The organism is Pseudomonas sp. TMW22080 (genome assembly GCF_022496745.1).
Classification (GTDB): Bacteria; Pseudomonadota; Gammaproteobacteria; order Pseudomonadales; family Pseudomonadaceae; genus Aquipseudomonas; species Aquipseudomonas bubulae.
Genome location: NZ_SCFF01000004.1, coordinates 313388 through 332080 on the forward strand (window position 1 = coordinate 313388; position 18693 = coordinate 332080).

Genomic DNA, 18693 nt, shown 5'->3' on the forward strand with positions numbered 1-18693 from the left:
TTTTTGCGCGGCATTTGGCCATTTTCTGCGCAGTCATCATCGAACTAAAAGGCAGGCCTATGCAGCGGCTGTATCGAAAACGCATTGTTTTGGGCGTCGGCGGCGGCATCGCGGCTTACAAGAGTGCAGAGCTGGTTCGCCGTCTACTGGACCAAGGCGCGGAAGTAAGGGTTGTCATGACCCGTGGCGGCAGCGAATTCATCACGCCTCTGACCATGCAGGCGCTGTCCGGGCACCCCGTTCATCTGGATTTGCTCGACCCTGCGGCTGAAGCGGCCATGGGGCATATCGAGCTGGCCAAGTGGGCCGACCTGGTACTTATTGCACCTGCAACCGCTGACCTGATTGCCCGCCTTGCCCAAGGCCTGGCCAATGACCTGCTGACCACCCTGGTGCTCGCCACGGATGCCACGGTTGCCATCGCTCCGGCGATGAACCAGGCCATGTGGCGCGACCCAGCCACCCAGGCCAATACCCGGTTGCTCGAAAGCCGCGGCCTGCGCGTGTTTGGCCCGGCCTCCGGAAGCCAGGCCTGTGGCGACGTGGGCTTTGGCCGCATGCTCGAGGCGGATGATCTGGTGAGCTGCGCCGCCGAGTGTTTTCAGCGTCAGGTGCTAACCGGCAAGCACGTGCTGATCACCGCAGGCCCTACCCAGGAAAACATCGACCCGGTGCGCTACATCACCAACCACAGCTCCGGAAAAATGGGCTTCGCCCTGGCTGAAGCAGCAGTGGAAGCCGGCGCCCGTGTGACCCTGATTACCGGCCCGGTACACCTGCCGACCCCGGATCGCGTGACCCGTATCGACGTGGTCAGTGCCCGTGACATGCTCGCAGCCTGTGAGGCGGCGATCCCCTGTGACGTGTTTATAGCGTCTGCTGCTGTTGCAGACTACCGCCCAGAAGTCATTGCCCCGCAAAAACTAAAGAAAGACCCTACCAAGGGTGACGGCCTGTTGCTGCAAATGGTGCGCAATCCAGACATTCTGGCCACTATCGCTTCACGCCCTGATCGCCCTTTCAGTGTCGGCTTTGCCGCAGAAACCGAGAACTTGCTCGATTACGCTGCGCGCAAGCTCAAAGACAAAAACCTCGACCTGATTGTCGCCAATGATGTGGCCAACCCCAGCATCGGTTTCAACAGCGAAGAGAACGCCTGCAGCGTGATCGATCGCGAACTGCACGCCACCGTATTTGCCCAGACCAGCAAGGGCAAGATTGCCCGCCAACTGGTCACTTTTATCGCCGAACGTCTGAACCAGGTTTAACTCGTATGCACGCTTTGCAAGCCAAAATCCTCGACCCTCGCATTGGTAACGAATTCCCGCTGCCGCAGTACGCCACTCCTGGCTCTGCCGGCCTGGACCTGCGCGCCATGCTTAAAGAAGACACCGTTCTGGAGCCGGGCCAGACCCTGCTGATCCCCACCGGCCTGTCGGTGTACATCGGCGACCCGGGCCTTGCCGCCCTGATCCTGCCGCGCTCGGGCCTGGGCCATAAGCACGGTATCGTACTGGGGAACCTGGTCGGCCTTATCGACTCTGACTATCAAGGCGAACTGATGGTGTCGTGCTGGAACCGTGGCCAGACCGCCTTCAACATCACCATCGGCGAGCGTATCGCTCAACTGGTGCTGGTGCCGGTAGTGCAGGCGCACTTTGAGCTGGTCGAAGAGTTCGACGAAAGCCAGCGTGGCGCTGGCGGTTTTGGCCACTCCGGCAAGCTCTGATTTGTATTTCAAGGCCAGGCGTCCTGCCTGGCCTTTCACGCATTCCCGAACCCCTCTGAACATGGAGTCTCCCCCTACAATGAGTAGCTCAGCTTCGGTCGCACCGAAATTCCCTGACAGCATTTTTCGCGCCTACGATATTCGTGGCGTGGTGCCGGAAACCTTGACGGCTGAAACCGCGTACTGGATAGGCCGCGCCATTGGCGCCGAGAGCCTGGCCAAGGGTGAGCCCCATGTGTCGGTAGGTCGGGATGGGCGCTTGTCGGGCCCTGAGCTGGTCGAACGCCTGATCCAGGGTGTGGCGGACAGTGGCTGCCAGGTCAGTGATGTGGGGCTGGTGCCGACACCCGCCCTGTATTACGCGGCTAACGTATTGGCAGGCAAGTCGGGGGTCATGCTCACAGGCAGCCACAACCCGTCGAACTACAACGGTTTTAAAATCGTGATCGCGGGCGATACGCTGGCCAACGAGCAAATTCAGGCATTGCATACACGCCTGAAAACCAACGATTTGACCTGGGGCGAAGGCAGCATTGAACGCGTTGACATCTTGTCGCGCTACGCCGAAGTGATTACCCGTGACATCAAGCTGGCCAAGCCCTTGAAGGTAGTGGTCGATTGCGGCAACGGCGCTGCTGGCGTGATTGCACCGCAACTGATTGAAGCGTTGGGTTGTGAAGTAATCCCGTTGTTCTGTGAGGTGGATGGCAACTTCCCCAACCATCACCCTGACCCGGGCAAGCCGGAAAACCTCGTGGACCTGATTGCCAAGGTCAAGGAAAGCAATGCCGATGTAGGCCTGGCCTTCGATGGTGATGGCGATCGCGTGGGCGTGGTGACCAACACCGGCACCATGGTGTTCCCGGACCGTTTGCTGATGTTGTTTGCCCAGGATGTCCTGGAGCGTAACCCGGCAGCCGAGGTCATTTTCGACGTGAAGTGCACACGTCGACTGGCACCCTGGATTGAAGCCTGTGGCGGCCGCCCGCTGATGTGGAAAACCGGTCACTCCCTGATCAAAAAGAAAATGAAAGAAACCGGCGCCCTGCTGGCTGGCGAAATGAGCGGGCATATCTTTTTCAAAGAGCGCTGGTTCGGTTTTGACGACGGTATCTACAGCGCTGCGCGCCTGCTGGAGATCCTCAGCAAGCGTCAGGCAACCGCTGAAGAGCTGTTTGAGACCTTCCCGAACGATATTTCTACGCCTGAAATCAATATCGATGTGACGGACGAGAGCAAATTCAGCATCATTGAGGCTCTGCACGATGCTCAATGGGGCGAGGCCGCCGAGTTGACGTCCATTGATGGTGTGCGGGTTGACTACCCTCATGGCTGGGGCCTGGTTCGCGCCTCCAACACCACGCCGGTGCTGGTGCTGCGATTCGAGGCCGAAACAGAGGCCGAACTGCAACGCATCAAGGATGTCTTTCACGCTCAATTGAAGCGTGTGGCACCTGATCTCCAACTACCGTTTTGATCGACTTGTTCTACCGGAGCCCTGAATGACCCTCGAACGTGATGCCGCCTCCAACGTCGCCAAGGTTTTGTCCGAAGCGCTGCCCTACATTCGCCGTTACGTCGGCAAGACGCTGGTGATCAAGTACGGCGGCAACGCTATGGAGAACGATGACCTGAAAACCGGCTTTGCCCGTGACATCGTGCTGATGAAGGCCGTGGGTATCAACCCGGTCGTGGTCCACGGTGGCGGCCCGCAAATCGGTGATCTGCTCAAGCGTTTATCCATCGAGAGCCATTTTATCGACGGCATGCGCGTGACCGACTCGCAAACCATGGATGTGGTGGAAATGGTGCTGGGCGGCCATGTGAACAAGGAAATCGTCAACCTGATCAACCGCCACGGCGGCAGTGCCATCGGCCTGACCGGTAAGGACGCGACGCTGATTCGCGCCAAAAAGATGGTCGTGACCCGTCAGACGCCGGAAATGACCAAGCCGGAAATCATCGACTTCGGTCATGTGGGCGAGGTCATCGACATCAATACCGACCTGCTGCACATGCTGACCAAGGGTGACTTCATCCCGGTTATCGCGCCAATCGGTGTGGGCGCCAATGGCGAGTCCTACAACATCAACGCCGACCTGGTGGCGGGCAAGGTTGCCGAAGCCCTCAAGGCCGAGAAACTGATGCTGCTGACCAACATCGCCGGCTTGATGGACAAGGAAGGCAAGGTGCTGACCGGCCTGACTACCGCTCAGGTGGATGACCTGATCGCCGACGGCACCATTTATGGTGGCATGCTGCCAAAAATCCGCTGCGCGCTGGAAGCCGTGCAAGGTGGCGTGACCACGGCGCATATCGTCGACGGTCGCGTTCCGAATGCCGTACTGCTGGAAATCTTCACCGATACCGGTGTGGGTACGCTGATTACCAACAGCAAACCGGCTTAAGCAGAACCAAAAAAAGCCCCGCCCGGAGTGATCCGGGCGGGGCTTTTTGATGGGCGAGGGGATTAAATCCCGTACTGCGCCCGGTACGCTTCAACGGCTGGCAGGTATTGCTTGAGGGTTTCGTCTTCGGCCAGGAACTGCAAAACCTGGTTCAACGAAACGATGCTGATCACCGGAATACCGAAGTCGCGCTCGACTTCCTGGATCGCCGACAGCTCGCCATTGCCGCGCTCCTGACGGTTGAGGGCAATCATCACGCCGGCCGCCTTGGCGCCCTGGGCCTGGATGATTTGCATCACTTCACGGATAGCGGTACCGGCCGTGATCACGTCGTCGATGATCAGGATATCGCCTTCAAGCGGCGAGCCAACCAGGCTACCGCCTTCGCCATGAGCCTTGGCTTCCTTGCGGTTGAAGCACCACGGCAGATCACGGTCGTGGTGCTCGGCAAGCGCTACGGCAGTGGTCGCCGCCAGGGGGATGCCCTTATAGGCCGGACCAAACAGCACGTCGAAGGAAATACCGCTGTCAACGATGGCGGCAGCATAGAAGCGCCCCAGCTGGGCCAGTGCAGAGCCGGTGTTGAACAGCCCGGCATTGAAGAAGTAAGGGCTGGTACGGCCCGACTTCAGGGTGAACTCACCGAAGCGCAAAACGCCACGATCGATGGCAAAGCGGATGAAATCGCGCTGATACGCTTGCATGAAAAAAGTCCCCAGATACCACGGATTTAGCTAATTAGTAAGACGGCGTGTATCATACACGCACGTGATTTTTGGGGCCATTTATGCGGATCATCAGTGTGAACGTCAATGGTATTCAGACGGCAGTCGAGCGCGGTTTGCTCAGTTGGCTGCAAGCTCAGAATGCCGACGTTATCTGCCTGCAGGACACCCGTGCCTCCGCCTTTGAACTGGACGATCCAGCCTACCAGCTCGATGGCTACTTTCTTTATGCCTGTGACGCCGAAGTCCCCGCCCAAGGTGGCGTGGCTTTGTACTCGCGGTTACAGCCGAAAGCAGTCATCACCGGGCTTGGCTTCGAGACGGCCGATCGCTACGGGCGCTACCTGCAAGCCGATTTCGATAAGGTCAGCATCGCGACCTTGCTGCTCCCTTCGGGGCAGAACGGCGATGAAGACTTGAATCAAAAATTCAAGCTAATGGACGACTTTGCCCGCTACCTGGATAAGCAGCGTCGCAAGCGTCGTGAGTACATCTACTGCGGCTCGCTGTATGTGGCGCAGCAGAAACTCGACATTAAAAACTGGCGCGACAGCCAGCAATCGCCCGGCTTCCTGGCGCCTGAACGGGCCTGGATGGATGAGATTGTCGGCAACATGGGATATGTCGATGCCCTGCGTGAAGTCAGTCGGGAAGGTGACCAGTACAGCTGGTGGCCGGATAACGAACAGGCCGAGATGCTGAATCTGGGCTGGCGTTTTGACTACCAGCTGCTGACACCGGGCTTGCGCCGCTTTGTACGAAGCGCTCGCATGCCGCGTCAGCCACGCTTCTCGCAGCACGCGCCATTGATCGTGGACTACGACTGGACACTGACTATCTAAGTGTTGATCGCAGATCCAGAAAAAGGCTCCCGCTCTGTTATCAAGGGCGGGGGCCTTTTTTGTATCCGAGGCACTTTCAGGCGAAACTGGGCGTTCGTTTATGCAAGGTGCGTATCCGGTACTGCAAAAGCATAGCGGCAATAAAAGTGACAACAGCCTGCAGTACGATGAATAGATAGATTGAAGGGCTATTAAAGTCATACAGGTAAATGACCGGGATAAACCCTGCAAGCATAAAGGTATTGATCAGTACTTGAGGGATCAGGGTGTCTCGCATTGCCCGCAAGTGGCTTGCCGTGAGCGAGAAGTAAAGCGAGCTCAATACCGACATGCATATCGCCACAAATCCTTCACTGGTAAACGTCAGCGAGCGGTCGCCAAAGATAAAAAACAAACCGCTTCCCAGCGCATAAAAACCCCCTGCAATCACGGCCATGAGCACGGCGGCGGCTAGTTGTCCGCGCGGGTAGATCTTGTCCGCATCCACGATATGCTGGCTGGTATAGACGCTATGAAGCTGAGCGAACGCTATGACCGGAATGCTGAGAAATCCGATAATAGACATACAGATCGAAAGATCGGCAACCAGGCTTTCATTCAGCGACAGCAGTTTTCCGTTAAGCAGGTAAAAGTACAATTTTTGCCCCGCTACCCCGGCGGCAATAGGAAAGCCCATTGAAACGACGTCTGCCAGTATTTTTGGCTTGACGAGGATGTGCCGGTATCCGAGCCGCATAGAGAGGCAGGCCAGGGAAATGAAGAGGGCTGTTTCGACAATCAAGAAGTAGCCAACAGCCAAGAAAACAAAGTCGTGCTTGCTGCAAAAAACAAAACAAAACATCAGGAATGCGCAGCCTGCACACGTGCACCACTTCTTTACGGTTGCACACGGCAAGGAGTGTCCAGAGGCTTCGTGGAAAAGATGGGTGAAGGTATTGATTACCAGCAAAGGGATGGCCGGAATATAAATAAGAGACAGGTAAAAAAGTTTATCCCTGTCAAGGCTGTCCAGAAAACGGATGGAGGGGAGGTAAGCGAATACGGCAAGGGCTGCGGCAAACGCAATGGCAGCGAATAAAACCGCTATCGACAGTCCGCTCTCAAAGATTGCCTGGGGAGTGAGCGCATTTTTTTGATGATGAACGATATTGCCAATGGCCGCCAGCGGCATGTAGAAAAGGGTAGATATAACTGAAAAGATCGCCAGGACATAGGCGAACACAGGAAGATCGGCAATATTCTTGTGCGCGAGCAGCGCCGCAGCGATGGAAATGCCAAAAAATGGAAAGAGTCGACTGACAATAAAATTCCATAAGTTTTCCTTCAGATTTTGCTCATAGGTCAACTTCACGTTCGACGTTCCCATAGGGTTATCATGTAATGCCCAAATATAGGCTAACAGGCATCCCTATAAGTTCGCATATCCAAGATAAGATGATGCCAGATTTCATCCACTTCCAGCGCGGGTGGCAGGACGGGATACATTGTTTGGTATTTTTATTGAGAAACAAAAGTTTTTATAATACTGGATCGCTATCTCTGCTTCTATCGGTGTCCACTGCCGCCAGAGCAATGGGGTGCAGCACCTTTTTGAGAGTTCATCACGGCAGTTTTCATAATATCTTTATCCTTAAAGATAGTGGCGAAGACTGATCAAGCAGTCGACATAAAAACTAGACGAGCAAAAACAAATAGTCAATAGAATATTTTCAAGTGCCACTTGGTCTTTTTTTAAATTCGGTATTCACAGATGGCCATTGCACTAACATGGCGCGATAAATAACGGTGCGCTTTAAAATGAGGCTCTCTTAAAGGCATGGTTTATTTAGCGCGCATAAGTAAGTAGTTGTCGTTAAACGAATGCCTGGATAAACAAAGCATCGTACTGACGTCCACTCACCTGTTGTTTTGGCTCCCGCAATCAGCAAGCGTAGAAAAGCCCACCGAGGTGGGCTTTTCTACAAGGCGCCTGAGTTGCTGACTGAAACGTTACTTGATCGGCCGCCAGGTGAAGGGATAACGGTACACCACCCCGTCATTGGCCTTGACCCCTGCAATCACCACCAGCACTACCGCGCCAATCAGTACCAGGCCCAGCAGCGCAAAGCCGATCAGCACGAACATCAGCACATAGCAAATGGCCGAAGCAATCGCCACGGTGATCTGGAAGTTCAGTGCTTCCTTGCCCTGGTCGTCAATAAACGGGTCGCTCTCGCGCTTTACCTGCCACAGGATCAGCGGGCCGATCAGGCTGCCAAACGGAAACCACATCCCGAGGAACGCCGAAAAATGACAGAACATCGCCCATTTCCGGGCGTCGCGGCCCGGTTTGGGTGTTGAAAGTTCCAGCTCACTCATCACGTTCTCCGGTTGGTCGTTTGAAGGCTTTGACAGTCAATCCGGCAATTTAGTCGGCCAATGCCGCTTGTTGCAGGGCAAAAATTTCGTTCATGCCTTTTTGTGCCAGTGCCAGCATGGCGTTCAGCTCTTCAGGCTGGAACGGTGCGCCTTCGGCGGTGCCCTGAACTTCGATGAAACCGCCGCTGCTGGTCATCACCACGTTGAGGTCGGTTTCGGCTGCCGAATCTTCAGGATAGTCCAGGTCAAGTACCGGTACGCCCTGGTACATGCCCACCGATACCGCCGCGATCATCTGCTTGATCGGGTCACCGCCTTTGAGGCCGCCACGCTTCTTGATGATCTTCAGGGCGTCGACCAGAGCAACCATGGCGCCGGTGATCGAGGCAGTGCGGGTGCCGCCGTCAGCCTGGATTACGTCGCAGTCGACGTACAAAGTGATATCGCCCAGTTTGGACATATCCAGTGCAGCACGCAGGGAGCGGCCGATCAGGCGCTGGATTTCCAGGGTGCGCCCGCCTTGCTTGCCGCGGCTGGCTTCGCGCTGGTTACGGTCGCCGGTGGCGCGTGGCAGCATGCCGTATTCGGCAGTCAGCCAGCCCTGGCCCTGGCCTTTGAGGAACCGCGGTACGCCATTCTCGACGCTGACGGTGCAGATGACTTTGGTGTCACCGAACTCGACCAGTACAGAACCCTCTGCGTGTTTGGTGTAGTTGCGGGTGATGCGGATCGGGCGGAGCTGATCGGCAACGCGACCACTTGGACGTTTCATGTGGGATACCTGTACGGGACGGAAAACTGCCGAGCATTATAAAGGAAAGGCCATGGCTGCGCAGGGCGCGTCTGTGAACCCTGGCGGGGAACGAAGATTGGATGTATTTACGACCGACGCCATTTGGGGCAGTTGCCCGCACTGCGTTACAATCTGTCGTCTAACCTGCCGCCAGGCTTAACTCATCCAATCGCGAGGTACCGTCCATGGTGCACAGCATGACCGCCTTTGCCCGCGTCGAAAGCGCCGGCACTCAGGGCACCCTGAGTTGGGAGCTGCGTTCGGTCAACAGCCGCTACCTGGAGCCGCACCTGCGTCTGCCTGAATCTTTCCGTGACCTCGAGGGCGCGGTGCGTGAAGCGCTGCGCCAGGGCATCTCCCGGGGCAAGCTGGAATGCACTTTGCGTTTCACTGAAGAAACCACCGGCAAGCCGCTGCAGGTTGACCGCGAGCGTGCCGCCCAGCTGGTGGCCGCCGCCGAGACCATCGCCAGCCTGATCAAGCAGCCTGCCGCGCTCAACCCGCTGGAAGTCCTGGCCTGGCCCGGTGTTCTGGTAGCCGATGCCAGCGACCCGCAAGCCTTGAACACCCAGGCCCTGGCGCTGTTCAAGCAAGGCCTGCAAGAACTGAAAAACGGCCGTGAGCGCGAAGGCGCGGAACTGGCCCGACTGATCAGCGATCGCTTGACCGCCATCGAAAGCGATGTCGAAACGCTGCGCGAGCTGGTACCGCAAATGCTCGCCACCCAGCGTCAAAAGGTCCTCGATCGCTTTGCCGACATGAAGGCCGAGCTTGACCCCCAGCGCCTTGAACAGGAAATGGTTCTGCTCGCGCAAAAAAGCGACGTGGCCGAAGAGCTGGACCGCCTGAGCACCCATATTCTTGAAGTACGCCGCGTACTCAAGTCGGGGGGTGCTGCCGGGCGACGCCTGGACTTCCTGATGCAAGAACTGAATCGCGAGGCCAATACCTTGGGCTCCAAGGCATTCGATCCACGCAGCACCCAAGCGGCGGTCAACCTCAAGGTGTTGATCGAGCAGATGCGTGAACAAGTACAGAATATTGAGTAAGGCACACCCTGACATGACCCACAGCACTGGCACCCTTTATATCGTTTCTGCTCCTTCGGGCGCAGGCAAGACCAGCCTGGTCAAGGCATTGATCGACGTTGAGCCGCAGATCCGGGTATCGGTCTCGCACACCACCCGTGCCATGCGCCCAGGTGAAGTGAATGGCGTGAACTATCATTTTGTCGAGCGCGAAGAGTTCGTGAAAATGATCGAGCACGGTGACTTCCTGGAACGTGCCGAAGTGTTCGGCAACCTTTACGGCACTTCGCAAAGCCACCTGCAGCAGACCCTGGATGAAGGCCACGACCTGATTCTGGAAATCGACTGGCAAGGTGCAGAGCAAGTGCGCAAGCTGATGCCGCAGGCGCGCTCGATCTTTATCCTGCCGCCAAGCCAGGAAGCCTTGCGTCAGCGTCTGGACAACCGCGGCCAGGACAGCGACGAAATCATTGACGCACGCATGCGCGAAGCCGTGAGTGAAATGAGCCACTATGTGGACTATGACTACCTGATCATCAACGACGATTTTGCCCTGGCACTTGAAGACTTGAAGGCCATTTTCCGTGCCAATCGCCTTCAGCAAAAACGCCAGCAACAGCGTTTTGGCAAATTACTGGCCGAACTGCTCGGTTAATGAACACTTCCCAAAACCCCTGTAAGGGCTTTACATTGGCGCTTACAGAGGTTTTAAGAGCAGTGACGGAAAAATCAGCGCTTCCCTAATGGCTGGTGATTTTTTAAACTGTTCAGTCCGCTCGCCCATCCGGGCAGCGCGCATATTGCATTTGCTACGAGGAAGACCATGGCCCGCGTAACCGTTGAAGACTGTCTAGAACACGTGGATAACCGCTTTGAGCTGGTCATGCTCTCTACCAAGCGTGCCCGTCAACTGGCCACCGGCGGTAAAGAGCCTCTGGTGCAGTGGGAAAACGACAAGCCTACCGTTGTTGCCCTGCGCGAAATCGCAGAAGGCCTGATGAGCTACGAGTTTATCGCCAACGCTGAAATCGTCGAAGACGAACCGCTGTTCGCAGCGTTCGAGGACGAGTCCAACGAGGCGAACTAAGCCTATGCCCGGTCGACGTAGCACGGCGAAGGGTAAAAAGTTTTGGCAGGAGGTTTCCTCATGCCGAGCATAGACGCCCTCGCCGATCGCTTGTCGGCGTACCTCGGCCCGGACCAGGTCAATCTGGTCCGCCGGGCGTACTTCTACGCAGAACAAGCCCACGACGGCCAACGCCGACGCAGCGGCGAGCCTTATGTCACGCACCCGCTGGCAGTGGCAAATATCCTTGCCGACATGCATATGGACCATCAGAGCCTGATGGCGGCCATGCTGCATGACGTGATTGAAGACACCGGTATTGCCAAGGAAGCGCTGGTAGCGCAGTTCGGCGAAACCGTGGCCGACCTGGTCGATGGAGTCAGCAAGCTGACTCAGATGAACTTCGAAACCAAGGCCGAAGCCCAGGCTGAAAACTTCCAGAAGATGGCCATGGCCATGGCACGCGATATCCGCGTGATCCTGGTGAAGCTGGCTGACCGTCTGCACAACATGCGCACCCTCGAAGTGCTGTCCGGCGAAAAACGCCGACGGATTGCCAAGGAAACCCTGGAAATCTACGCACCCATCGCCAATCGGCTGGGCATGCACAGCATTCGTATCGAATTCGAAGACCTCGGTTTCAAGGCGATGTACCCGATGCGCTCCGCGCGCATTTATCAGGCGGTCAAACGCGCCCGGGGCAATCGCAAGGAAATCGTCAACAAAATTGAAGAATCGCTCAGCCACTGCCTGGCCATCGATGGCATTCAGGGCGAAGTCAGCGGTCGTCAAAAGCATATCTACGGCATCTACAAGAAGATGCGCGGCAAACGCCGGGCTTTTAACGAGATCATGGATGTTTACGCATTCCGGATCATCGTCGACAAGGTCGACACCTGCTACCGCGTGCTGGGCGCTGTACATAATTTGTACAAGCCCCTGCCGGGCCGGTTCAAGGACTACATCGCCATTCCCAAGGCCAACGGCTACCAGTCGTTGCATACCACGCTGTTTGGCATGCATGGCGTACCGATCGAGATCCAGATCCGTACCCGTGAAATGGAAGAAATGGCCAACAACGGCATCGCCGCCCACTGGCTTTACAAGTCCAGTGGCGACGAGCAGCACACGGGCACCCACGCCCGGGCGCGGCAATGGGTCAAGGGCGTGCTGGAAATGCAGCAACGCGCCGGCAACTCCCTCGAATTCATCGAAAGCGTGAAGATCGACCTGTTCCCGGACGAGGTCTACGTGTTTACGCCCAAAGGACGGATCATGGAGCTGCCCAAAGGCTCCACGGCCGTCGACTTTGCCTACGCGGTGCACACCGATGTGGGCAACAGCTGCATCGCCTGTCGCATCAACCGGCGTCTCGCACCGCTGTCCGAGCCGCTGCAAAGCGGCTCCACGGTCGAGATCGTCAGCGCTCCCGGCGCCCGACCCAACCCGGCCTGGCTTAACTTTGTGGTCACCGGCAAGGCGCGTACCCATATTCGCCATGCCCTCAAGCTGCAACGCCGTTCCGAGTCGGTCAACCTGGGCGAACGCCTGCTCAACAAGGTGCTTAACGGCTTCAACAGCGCGCTGGACAAGATCCCGGCCGAACGCGTTCAGGCCATGCTCCAGGAGTACCGCCTGGAGCAGATCGAAGACCTGCTCGAAGATATCGGCCTCGGCAATCGCATGGCCTACGTGGTGGCCCGACGCCTGTTGGGCGAAGGCGAAGCATTGCCGAGCCCGGAAGGCCCACTGGCGATTCGCGGCACCGAAGGCCTGGTGCTCAGCTACGCCAAATGCTGTACGCCGATCCCGGGGGATCCGATCGTTGGCCATTTGTCCGCAGGCAAAGGCATGGTCGTGCACCTGGACAACTGCCGCAATATCAGTGAAATCCGCCACAACCCCGAAAAGTGCATTCAGCTGTCGTGGGCCAAGGACGTTACCGGCGAGTTCAACGTTGAATTGCGCGTCGAACTGGAACACCAGCGCGGCCTGATTGCGCTGCTGGCCAGCAGCGTCAACGCTGCCGACGGCAATATCGAAAAGATCAGCATGGACGAACGCGATGGTCGCATCAGCGTGGTCCAACTGGTGGTCAGCGTACACGACCGTGTACACCTGGCCCGCGTGATCAAAAAACTGCGCGCCCTTACCGGGGTTATCCGCATCACTCGCATGCGTGCGTAGCCATCTAATTACAAGGAGTCACCCATGTCCAAGACTGTTATCACCAGCGACAAGGCACCTGCTGCAATCGGTACTTATTCTCAGGCGATCAAAGCTGGCAATACTGTCTACATGTCCGGTCAAATCCCGCTGGACCCAAAAACCATGGAACTGGTTGAAGGCTTTGAAGCCCAGACCATCCAGGTTTTCGAAAACCTGAAGTCGGTCGCTGAAGCCGCAGGCGGTTCGTTCAAGGACATCGTCAAGCTGAACATCTTCCTGACTGACCTGAGCCACTTCGCCAAGGTCAACGAGATCATGGGCACCTACTTCGAACAACCCTATCCGGCTCGCGCCGCCATTGGCGTTGCTGCACTGCCAAAGGGCTCGCAGGTAGAAATGGACGCTATTCTGGTTATTGAGTAACGCCCTCGGCGCAGCGTCTTCATGCTGCGCCACCCCCCGCTCTTCCCGGCTTCAAAAGGATTCCACCATGCGCAAAGCGCTAGTGTTGTCACTGCTCTCCATTGTTTTGGGTGGTTGTGCCAGCGAACCCGCCCCCCGTGATATCAGTGGCATCTGGATCAATCAGGCAGCAATAGATGAAGCGGCCAAGGGTGGCGGCCTGCTTGACGCCTTGTCGTCGTCAGGGCCAACCCTGGAATGGAGCATCGACGCCAAAAACGCCAAGGCCACCTGGCGAAGCAGCTTTGAGCGGGACGAGGGTACGCTGGTGCCTGATGGCAGCGCGTCGTGGAAGGTCAATTTCTATGGCGGTGAAAATACTGACCTGAAGCTCGAAGGCTCTGAATTAATACAGGCAGCGACTGAATCCTTTCCGCGGCAGGCGTTCGTACGTCCAGCTCAAAGTGATGTCGGTGAAGTTTCCCGGGGCACAAATGCAGATTTGTTCAAATCGGTGCATTTTGAGCAGGCACTCAAGTCAGCCTATCTTGGGGGCGAATGGCGCGTACTGAGTGGTGCAGGTCAGGGTGCCAAGGTGACATTCTCGCCCAAGGGGCAAGTCAGTGGATTGCCTGGCATCAATGGCTATGAGCTGTGCCTGGGAGGTGACTGCGCCACTATGAGCGGCGGTTTGGACAGCCTCTGGCTTCAGCAGGGGGAAATGGGCGCAGCGCATATTTTTGTGCGCAAAGGCCGCACACTTGAAATCTTCGAGGCGGTGGACGTCTCAGCGCCCGACGAAATGCCCCAGTTCTACCCGGGCAAGCGTGAGTGGGCGCTGGAGAAGCTGTAAGCCAACCAAACGCCCGCTCCCACAAGATAACTCTCAGGCCTGCTCCCCCAAAATCGCAGCATAGCCCTCGCGATAATTCGAATAGCGCGGCTCCCAGCCCAGCGCCTTGGCGCGGGCATTGCTGCAGCGCTTGCTGCCTGCTCGGCGCACGCTCGCTTCGGCGGCCCATTCGGTAATGCCCAACCGCTCGCGCAACCAGTCCACCACTTCTGCCAGTGGCGCCGGTGCGTTATCCACACCTATATAGCAGTCATCCAGCGCCTTGCCCTGACGATCAGCCTCCAGCAGAAAGGCCAGCAGCCCCGCAGCATCATCGGCATGGATACGGTTGCCATACAGCGGCGGCTCAACCGCCACGCGATAACCTTTGCGCACTTGCCCCAGCAGCCATTCACGACCCGGCCCGTAGATCCCGGTCAGGCGTACCGCGCTGGCAGCGATGCCACTCTCCAGCGCCACTCGCTCGGCATCCAGGATGATCCGGCCAGAGTAGTTGGTGCTCAGGGCGGGCGATGTTTCGTCGATCCATTCCCCGTCTTTCTGGGCGTAAACGCCACTGCTGGATACAAACAGCAGACGCTTGGGTCGCTGACCATGCTGCTCCAGCCAACTCAGGGTGTTTTTCAGGCCGTCTACATATGCCGCCTGATAGCCCGCTTCGTCATGCTCGGTCGCCGCCGCGCTGTACACCACGTAGTCAATTTGCCCGGTTGGCCATTGCGTCGGGCATTGCTCGCTGAACAAATCGCCCTCCACACCGATAACGCCCGTGGGTAAACGGTCAATGGAGCGGCGCAGGCCGTAGACCTGCCAATCCTGGTCGAGCAGTTGAGTCGCCAGACGGCTGCCGACATCACCGCATCCGACGATCAATACAGAGGCTTTGGGCATCGCAAAAATCCTAATGAAAAGTTACAAAAAGACGTAATTTGGCACGACCAAAGTCGTGACTTCCGAAAAAAACAGATGCTATTGCTTTTGTTAACAAGAATTACTTGCAATAATAACCCATCATTTTGCCCTTGGTCTTACAACGCGTTGTAGGGCATTACCTCATTACTTTTCTCAGGTCCGGCTAGCATGACACGCAATCATCCCACCGCTTCGCCAACCCAGCCTTCGAGCCCTGCACGCGTCTGGCGTGGGGTTGCGGCGCTGATGTTCAGCTTGATGTTGGCACCTGTTGCGGCATTTGCCGACGAGCCTGCTGCCCCGGCCGTGCACGCGGCCACTGAAGCAGCTGCCCCGGCACCTGTTGCTGCACCGGGTACGACTGATCCTACACTGGTTGAAGGCGCTGCTGCGCCAGCCGATAACGCGCCGCAAATAGTCGCAGAAGAAGACAACAGCCTGGGCATGGCCCATGACCTGTCGCCTTGGGGCATGTACAAAAACGCAGACATCATCGTCAAAATCGTAATGATCGGCCTGGCTATTGCTTCGATCATCACCTGGACGATCTGGATTGCCAAAGGCTTTGAAGTCCTGGGTGCCAAGCGTCGTCTGCGCAGTGAAATTGCCCAACTGAAAAAAGCTCGCACCTTGAAAGAAGCCAGCGAGACGGCTGGCAAAGAAGGCACCCTGGCCCACTTGCTGGTGCAGGACGCCCTTGAAGAAATGCGCCTGTCGGCCAACAGCCGTGAAAAAGAAGGCATCAAGGAGCGTGTAAGCTTCCGTCTTGAGCGTCTGGTTGCAGCGTGCGGTCGCAACATGAGCAGCGGCACTGGCGTACTCGCCACCATCGGTTCCACAGCACCGTTCGTCGGTCTGTTCGGTACCGTATGGGGCATCATGAACAGCTTTATCGGCATCGCCAAAACCCAGACCACCAACCTGGCAGTTGTTGCGCCGGGTATTGCCGAAGCCCTGCTGGCCACGGCACTGGGTCTGGTCGCAGCGATCCCTGCGGTAGTGATTTACAACGTCTTCGCCCGCTCCATCACCGGCTACAAGGCCCAGGTGGCGGATGCGTCTGCTGAAGTGTTGCTGTTGGTTAGCCGTGACCTCGATCACCTGCCGCCCGAGCGCAGCTCGCAACCGCACATGGTGAAAGTGGGGTAATCGGCCATGGGCCTGCATTTAAAAGAAGGCGATGACGATCTCGCCGAAAACCATGAAATCAACGTCACCCCCTTTATTGACGTGATGCTGGTACTGCTGATCATCTTTATGGTGGCAGCACCGCTGGCCACTGTGGATATCAAGGTTGACTTGCCTGCTTCCAGCGCCAAACCGGCGCCTCGCCCTGAGAAACCGGTGTTCCTCAGCGTCAAGGCTGATCAGCGCCTGTACCTGGGCGAAGAGCCGGTCACGGTTGAAGCCCTGGGCCCGACCCTGGATGCCAGGACCCACAACAACAAAGACACGACGATCTTCTTCCAGGCCGACAAGGGCGTGGACTACGGTGACCTGATGAGCGTGATGGATGCTTTGCGCGCAGCGGGTTATTTGAAGGTGGGTCTGGTCGGACTTGAGACGGCAGCCAAGAAATGACCATAGCGCGCCAAAAGATGACGCGTTACGCAATCAGCCTGGCCGCGGTGTTGGCCATCCATGCAGTGGCCGTGATTCTGGCCCTGCAATGGTCCAACCCGCGCGCTATCGAACTTCCGCCGCAAGCGATGATGGTTGACCTGGCGCCGTTGCCAGCACCACCGCCGCCTGCGCCGCCCAAAGTGGTGACACCGCCACAACCCCCGGCGCCAGTGGAAGAGTTGCCGATACCCAAGCTGGCCGAAGCGCCCAAGCCGAAGATTTCTGTACCCAAACCGGTCAAGCCCAAGCAAAAGCCTCAACCGCCCAAGCCTGTGGAAAAACCGGACCCGGTCAAAGAGAAACCTTCAGAAGAGAAACCGAGCGACGCAACGCCGACCAAAAATACCAGCGAGAAATCCGCTGCACCGGCACCGGGGCCGTCGGCGCAACAACTGGCGGCCAAGGCCAGTTGGGAAGGCACTTTGCTCAGTCACCTGGGCAAGTACAAAAAGTACCCGCCTGCTGCGCAATCCCGTGGCAAGGAAGGCTTGAACCGTCTGCGCTTCGTGGTAGACGCCGAAGGCAAGGTACTGTCCTACGAACTGGTAGGGCGCTCTGGCAACGCCGATCTGGACCGGGCCACCCTGGAAATGATTCGCCGGGCACAACCCTTGCCCAAGCCGCCGCCTGAAATGCTGACCAATGGCAGCATCGAGATCGTGGCACCCTTCGTTTATTCCATCGATAAACGTCGGCGCTAACACCACAAAGGGCACCTCAGGGTGCCCTTTGTGCATCTGCGGTCTGGATAAAAAACCAGTCATACCTTGATTGGCTACTGTAGCTCTGAGGGTAATGTCTGATAACGTGCGTCTATCGATTGCAGCCGCTATGCTTGGCCCGCAACCACAGGGACGCACGCTATGACGCTTACAGAATTACGCTACATCGTTACCCTCGCCCAAGAGCAGCACTTCGGCCACGCCGCCGAGCGCTGCCATGTCAGCCAGCCGACCCTGTCGGTGGGTGTGAAAAAACTGGAAGACGAACTCGGTGTGCTGATTTTCGAGCGCAGCAAAAGTGCCGTGCGTGTAACCCCCGTGGGCGAAGCCATCGTGGCCCAGGCGCAAAAGGTGCTGGAGCAGGCCCAGGGCATTCGCGAACTGGCTCAGGCCGGCAAGAACCAGCTGACCGCTCCGCTTAAAGTAGGCGCGATCTATACCGTGGGTCCGTATCTGTTCCCGCATCTGATCCCGCAACTGCACCGGGTTGCCCCGCAGATGCCGTTGTATATCGAAGAAAACTTCACCCATGTGCTGCGCGACAAACTGCGCAACGGCGAGCTGGATGCAATCATCATCGCCCTGCCGTTCCAGGAAGCCGACGTGCTGACCATGCCGCTGTATGACGAGCCGTTTTACGTGCTCATGCCCAGCGAGCACCCGTGGACCAAAAAAGACACCATCGACGCCAGCCTGCTCAACGACAAGAGCCTGCTGTTGCTGGGCGAAGGTCACTGCTTCCGCGATCAGGTGCTGGAAGCCTGCCCGACTGTGGCCAAAGGCAATGATGGCGCCATGCACACCACGGTCGAATCCAGCTCGCTGGAAACCATCCGCCACATGGTCGCTTCCGGCCTGGGTATCTCGATCCTGCCGTTGTCGGCTGTCGACAGTCATCACTATGCCCCGGGCATCCTGGCTGTGCGTCCGCTGACCCCGCCGGTACCGTTCCGCACCGTTGCCATCGCCTGGCGCGCCAGCTTCCCGCGGCCAAAGGCGATTGAAATCCTCGCAGACTCGATCCGCCTGTGCTCGGTGGCCAAGCCGCCTGCCGCGACCTAAG

Annotated in this window: 19 protein-coding genes and 1 pseudogene; 15 read left to right on the forward strand and 5 right to left on the reverse strand. The window is 57.5% G+C overall.

Going from position 1 to position 18693, the window contains the following annotated elements:
* Positions 1–59 precede the first annotated feature (59 nt).
* The 4 genes and pseudogenes from coaBC to argB all read left to right on the forward strand — a co-directional run bounded on the left by coaBC (position 60) and on the right by argB (position 4137).
* Positions 60–1268, forward strand: a complete 1209-nt coding sequence (gene coaBC, locus EQV96_RS15680; RefSeq protein ID WP_094999723.1) for a bifunctional phosphopantothenoylcysteine decarboxylase/phosphopantothenate--cysteine ligase CoaBC — start codon at positions 60–62, stop codon at positions 1266–1268.
* Between the two features lie 5 nt (positions 1269–1273).
* Positions 1274–1729 (forward strand): dUTP diphosphatase, encoded by a 456-nt coding sequence (dut, locus tag EQV96_RS15685; RefSeq protein ID WP_016782694.1) that lies wholly within the window; start codon positions 1274–1276, stop codon positions 1727–1729.
* Positions 1730–1784: 55 nt separating this feature from the next.
* A pseudogene (locus tag EQV96_RS15690) lies at positions 1785–3206 on the forward strand (phosphomannomutase/phosphoglucomutase); the annotation flags it as partial.
* A 25-nt stretch (positions 3207–3231) separates the two neighbouring features.
* Entirely contained in the window at positions 3232–4137 is a 906-nt protein-coding gene (argB, locus tag EQV96_RS15695; protein ID WP_016782696.1) for an acetylglutamate kinase, read from the forward strand.
* A 62-nt stretch (positions 4138–4199) separates the two neighbouring features.
* Here the strand turns inward: argB and pyrE are convergent, their stop codons facing one another.
* Positions 4200–4841 carry an orotate phosphoribosyltransferase gene (gene pyrE, locus EQV96_RS15700; protein WP_094999720.1) on the reverse strand — a complete coding sequence of 214 codons (642 nt, stop codon included), beginning with the start codon at positions 4839–4841 and terminating at the stop codon, positions 4200–4202.
* An 83-nt stretch (positions 4842–4924) separates the two neighbouring features.
* Between pyrE and EQV96_RS15705 the strand changes: the two genes are divergently transcribed.
* Positions 4925–5704 (forward strand): exodeoxyribonuclease III, encoded by a 780-nt coding sequence (locus tag EQV96_RS15705; RefSeq protein ID WP_016782698.1) that lies wholly within the window; start codon positions 4925–4927, stop codon positions 5702–5704.
* A 76-nt stretch (positions 5705–5780) separates the two neighbouring features.
* On the opposite strand, the gene EQV96_RS15710 is transcribed toward EQV96_RS15705, so the two are convergent.
* The 3 genes from EQV96_RS15710 to rph all read right to left on the reverse strand — a co-directional run bounded on the left by EQV96_RS15710 (position 5781) and on the right by rph (position 8834).
* On the reverse strand, positions 5781–7055 hold the full coding sequence (locus EQV96_RS15710) for a hypothetical protein (protein WP_240882176.1): 1275 nt from the start codon (positions 7053–7055) through the stop codon (positions 5781–5783).
* A 638-nt stretch (positions 7056–7693) separates the two neighbouring features.
* Complete coding sequence (locus tag EQV96_RS15715; protein ID WP_240882177.1) at positions 7694–8062, reverse strand: DUF4870 domain-containing protein; 369 nt, start codon at positions 8060–8062, stop codon at positions 7694–7696.
* 49 nt (positions 8063–8111) lie between these two features.
* Positions 8112–8834 carry a ribonuclease PH gene (gene rph, locus EQV96_RS15720; RefSeq protein ID WP_016782701.1) on the reverse strand — a complete coding sequence of 241 codons (723 nt, stop codon included), beginning with the start codon at positions 8832–8834 and terminating at the stop codon, positions 8112–8114.
* A gap of 206 nt (positions 8835–9040) precedes the next feature.
* On the opposite strand from rph, the gene EQV96_RS15725 reads away from it, so the two are divergent.
* From EQV96_RS15725 to EQV96_RS15750, 6 genes are all read left to right on the forward strand, one after another.
* A complete protein-coding gene (locus EQV96_RS15725; protein ID WP_095017870.1) occupies positions 9041–9904 on the forward strand; it encodes a YicC/YloC family endoribonuclease in 864 nt (287 codons plus the stop codon).
* A 13-nt stretch (positions 9905–9917) separates the two neighbouring features.
* A complete protein-coding gene (gene gmk, locus EQV96_RS15730; RefSeq protein ID WP_016782706.1) occupies positions 9918–10538 on the forward strand; it encodes a guanylate kinase in 621 nt (206 codons plus the stop codon).
* A gap of 168 nt (positions 10539–10706) precedes the next feature.
* Positions 10707–10970, forward strand: a complete 264-nt coding sequence (gene rpoZ / locus EQV96_RS15735) for a DNA-directed RNA polymerase subunit omega (protein ID WP_016782707.1) — start codon at positions 10707–10709, stop codon at positions 10968–10970.
* 60 nt (positions 10971–11030) lie between these two features.
* On the forward strand, positions 11031–13136 hold the full coding sequence (spoT, locus tag EQV96_RS15740; protein ID WP_016782708.1) for a bifunctional GTP diphosphokinase/guanosine-3',5'-bis pyrophosphate 3'-pyrophosphohydrolase: 2106 nt from the start codon (positions 11031–11033) through the stop codon (positions 13134–13136).
* A 24-nt stretch (positions 13137–13160) separates the two neighbouring features.
* Positions 13161–13541 carry a RidA family protein gene (locus EQV96_RS15745; protein ID WP_016782709.1) on the forward strand — a complete coding sequence of 127 codons (381 nt, stop codon included), beginning with the start codon at positions 13161–13163 and terminating at the stop codon, positions 13539–13541.
* 67 nt (positions 13542–13608) lie between these two features.
* Positions 13609–14373 (forward strand): hypothetical protein, encoded by a 765-nt coding sequence (locus tag EQV96_RS15750; protein ID WP_094999715.1) that lies wholly within the window; start codon positions 13609–13611, stop codon positions 14371–14373.
* 33 nt (positions 14374–14406) lie between these two features.
* On the opposite strand, the gene EQV96_RS15755 is transcribed toward EQV96_RS15750, so the two are convergent.
* Entirely contained in the window at positions 14407–15264 is an 858-nt protein-coding gene (locus EQV96_RS15755) for an NAD-dependent epimerase/dehydratase family protein (RefSeq protein ID WP_094999714.1), read from the reverse strand.
* 189 nt (positions 15265–15453) lie between these two features.
* On the opposite strand from EQV96_RS15755, the gene exbB reads away from it, so the two are divergent.
* The 4 genes from exbB (at position 15454) to EQV96_RS15775 (ending at position 18692) form a co-directional block, all read left to right on the forward strand.
* Entirely contained in the window at positions 15454–16434 is a 981-nt protein-coding gene (gene exbB, locus EQV96_RS15760; protein ID WP_094999713.1) for a tonB-system energizer ExbB, read from the forward strand.
* Positions 16435–16440: 6 nt separating this feature from the next.
* On the forward strand, positions 16441–16866 hold the full coding sequence (gene exbD, locus EQV96_RS15765; protein ID WP_016782713.1) for a TonB system transport protein ExbD: 426 nt from the start codon (positions 16441–16443) through the stop codon (positions 16864–16866).
* Entirely contained in the window at positions 16863–17609 is a 747-nt protein-coding gene (locus EQV96_RS15770) for an energy transducer TonB (RefSeq protein WP_094999712.1), read from the forward strand. Before exbD ends, EQV96_RS15770 begins: the two co-directional genes overlap by 4 nt.
* A gap of 162 nt (positions 17610–17771) precedes the next feature.
* Complete coding sequence (locus EQV96_RS15775; RefSeq protein WP_094999711.1) at positions 17772–18692, forward strand: hydrogen peroxide-inducible genes activator; 921 nt, start codon at positions 17772–17774, stop codon at positions 18690–18692.
* Position 18693 lies beyond the last annotated feature (1 nt).